Annotated in this window: 4 protein-coding genes and 1 pseudogene; 3 read left to right on the top strand and 2 right to left on the bottom strand. The window is 77.0% G+C overall.

Annotated features, from left to right (window positions below; translation table 11 throughout):
- Positions 1-562, bottom strand: a 562-nt coding sequence (locus AB0B41_RS42985) for a SpoIIE family protein phosphatase (RefSeq protein ID WP_358212984.1), incomplete at its 3' end; no start/stop codon positions are given.
- Between the two features lie 141 nt (positions 563-703).
- Entirely contained in the window at positions 704-1,048 is a 345-nt protein-coding gene (locus AB0B41_RS42980; protein WP_358212982.1) for a hypothetical protein, read from the bottom strand.
- Positions 1,049-1,169: 121 nt separating this feature from the next.
- On the opposite strand from AB0B41_RS42980, the pseudogene AB0B41_RS42975 reads away from it, so the two are divergent.
- The 3 genes and pseudogenes from AB0B41_RS42975 to AB0B41_RS42965 form a co-directional block, all read left to right on the top strand.
- A pseudogene (locus AB0B41_RS42975) lies at positions 1,170-1,514 on the top strand (hypothetical protein); the annotation flags it as partial.
- A gap of 47 nt (positions 1,515-1,561) precedes the next feature.
- Positions 1,562-2,113 (top strand): sigma-70 family RNA polymerase sigma factor, encoded by a 552-nt coding sequence (locus AB0B41_RS42970; protein ID WP_358212981.1) that lies wholly within the window; start codon positions 1,562-1,564, stop codon positions 2,111-2,113.
- On the top strand, positions 2,110-2,893 hold a 784-nt coding region (locus AB0B41_RS42965; protein ID WP_358212979.1), incomplete at its 3' end, for an NAD-dependent epimerase/dehydratase family protein. The genes AB0B41_RS42970 and AB0B41_RS42965, both read left to right, overlap by 4 nt.

The following is a 2,893-nucleotide window of genomic DNA, read 5'->3' as shown; positions in this document are numbered from 1 at the left end:
CCGCCACACCGGACCGGGACCCGTTCGAGCGTCGCGCCCGCGAAGGCGCGCCGCGACTCGCGGAAGCCCACACCCCGACTCGCGGAAAGGCGAGCCCGCCCGGCCCGCTCATCAGCGCCGGGGGATGGGCACCGCGCGCGTGCTCGAGCTCCCCGTCCGGCCCCACGACGACGACGGTGAGGGAGGCACCGTGCAGGGCGTCGTCGACGCCGGCGGCCCGGTCGACCTGCTCGAGGGCCTCGGTGAGCGTCGGCGCGGTGTGCAGGGCCTGGCGCAGCACGGTGCGCAGCCCGGTGACGGCGCCGGGCCGCGGCGCCGGACCCACGAGGTCGCCGACGGCGAGGGCGAGACGCCCGTCCGGCAGTGGGATCACGTCGAGCCAGTCGCCCGCGGGGGCGGCGCCGTCGGCGGAGGGGAGCGCGGTGAGCCCGAGCGGGGCGGCGGGCACCCAGAGCGCGGCCAGCCGCAGGTCCGGCAGCAGCGGCAGCGTGGCGGGCAGGTGGGCCGGGGGAGCGTCGCCGGGCCGAGCGGGATCCCGCGCAGGGCGGGAGTCGGCGTTCACGTCGCTCCTCTCCGGCCGCCGCGCAGCGGCCGCGACCTCCCCGGCCGGACCGGGTCCGCCGAGGATAGAGGCCGGGCGCCCGCCTCGCGTGGCATGTCTGCCGCCGTCGTCGTGGTCGTCGTCGTGGTCGTCGGTCCTCCGTCAGTCGTCGAGGTCGGGGACGATGGCGAGGATGCGGCGGTGTTCTGCGAACCGGTCCAGCGCCGAGGCGACGGCCTGCGCCTCCGCGGTGCCGCCGACGTCGAGCTCGGACTCGAAGCGCTCCCGCCGCGTGCGCGGGTCGCCGCGGTCGGCGACGGCCCACCGCAGGTACCGCTCGACCACCCGCACCTGTCTGCGGCGGAGGCCGTCGTACGGCTCGCGGCTCGCCAACCACGCGACGAAGGGGCCGAGCACGGCCGCCACGTCGGCCGTCGCGGGAGGTCGGGCGGCGGGGCGCCGGGCGGCGGGCGGGGCAGGTCGGACGGGGGCGGGCCGGACGATCATCGGGTCTCCTTCGCGGGGTCCTGCCGGAACGGTGTGTCGCGCGTCATACCCCGGTGCGGCCCACCCATGCGTCCGGGCCGAACTCGACTCGCGGCCCCCGGAGGGCGCTTGTACGGTCGAGATGCGACAGATGCACGATCGACGCCCCGAGCGCGCCCACCCACCCGTCACGCGCCGCTCGATCGAGGTACAGCCAGCTGCCTCTGACGTCCACCGACGTGGAGGAGGCCTCATGACCGTCCCGAGCACGGCCCTCGTCCAGGACCCCCGGCCCACCGCCGAGCGGTCCGGGGGCCAGGGCCCCAGCGAGTACGCCGACCAGATGCCCGTGCTGGAGCGCTTCGCCGCGCTGCCGACCGGCGACCCCGACCGCGAACGGCTGCGGTCCGACCTCGTCCTGGCCTTCCTGCCGGTGGTCCGCCACCTCGCGCAGCGGCACGGCGCCGGCTACCGCGCCGGCATCGAGGACCTGGTCCAGGTGGGGACGATCGGGCTGATCTCGGCGATCGACCGGTGGGACCCGAGCGCGCGGGCGGCGACTTCCTCGGCTACCTCATCCCGTGCGTCCGCGGGGAGATGCTGCGCTACTTCCGCGACCGCACCTGGTCGATGCGGGTGCCCCGGCGGCTCAAGGAGCTCAGCGTCGCCATCGGCAAGGCGTCGGGCCCGCTCGCGCACGAGCTCGGGCGCGCGCCGAAGCCCAGCGAGCTGGCCCGGCACCTGGGCGTGGACCGCGAGGAGATCGTCGACGCCCTGGCGGCCAAGGCGAACCAGCACGCCGGCTCGTTGACGGCCGTCGACGACGCGGACGACCAGCCGGTCGCCGACACCCTCGGCGAGGTCGACAAGGCGCTCGAGCACGTCGACCACCGCGAGTCGCTGCGCCCGCTGATCTCCGCGCTGCCCGAGCGGGAGCGGCTCATCCTCACGCTGCGGTTCTTCGGCGAGATGACCCAGACCCAGATCGCCCAGCGCGTCGGCATCTCGCAGATGCACGTCTCCCGGCTGCTCGCCCGCACCCTCGCGCAGCTCCGGGAGGGGCTCGACGGCGGAACCTCCGCATGACGGGTCCCGCGCGGACGATCGTGGTCGTCGGGGCGTCCGGGACCGTCGGGTCCGGACTGCTCGACGCCCTGGCGGAGCGGCCGGAGGTGACCGTCCGCGCGGTGTGCCGACACCCGCCGGAGGACGCGCCACTGACCGATCGGGTCACCTGGCACCCGCTGGACCTGCTGGCCACGGCCGCCGCGGACCGGCTCGCGGAACTCCTGCGGGGCGCCGACGCCGTCGTGCACCTGGCGTGGGCCATCCAGCCGGTCGGCGACGCGTCGACGCCGCGCCGCATCGACCTCGACGGCACCGCAGCCGTGCTCGACGCCGCCGGCCGCACGGCCGTCGGGCAGGTCGTCTTCCTGTCCTCGCAGGCGGTGTACGGCCCGCACCCGCCCCGTCAGTCCGGCCGTCCGGTCGACGAGTCGTGGCCGGTCAGGGCGCACCCGGGCTCGCTCTACAGCCGGGACAAGGTCGCCGCGGAGGCGATGCTCGACGACTTCGCGCGCGCCCACCCCGACATCGTCGTGACCCGGGTCCGGGCCGCGCTGGTGGTCCGGTCGGACGCCGCGGCCCGGACGCGGCGCCTGTTCCTCGGCCCGGTCGTGCCGACGGCCCTGCTGCGCGCCCTCCGCGCCGGGCGCGTCCCGGTGCTGCCCCTGCCGTCCGGCCTCGTCCTGCAGCTGGTGCACGCCGACGACCTGGGGCGGGCCGTGGCCGCCGCGCTCGACCGCCGCGCGGCCGGGGCCTTCAACGTGGCCGCGGACGCGCTCGGCGCCCGGGAGCTCGCGGCCG

Origin of the sequence: Pseudonocardia sp. NPDC049154 (assembly GCF_040648315.1) — a bacterium.
Lineage (GTDB): Bacteria > Actinomycetota > Actinomycetes > Mycobacteriales > Pseudonocardiaceae > Pseudonocardia.
The sequence above is the reverse complement of the archived record's forward strand: the minus strand, read 5'-3'. Positions and strand labels throughout refer to the sequence as shown.

Excerpts from the sequence above, each read along its gene's own strand:
- AB0B41_RS42980 (WP_358212982.1), bottom strand. The coding sequence starts at position 1,048 with ATGATCGTCCGGCCCGCCCCCGTCCGACCTGCCCCGCCCGCCGCCCGG.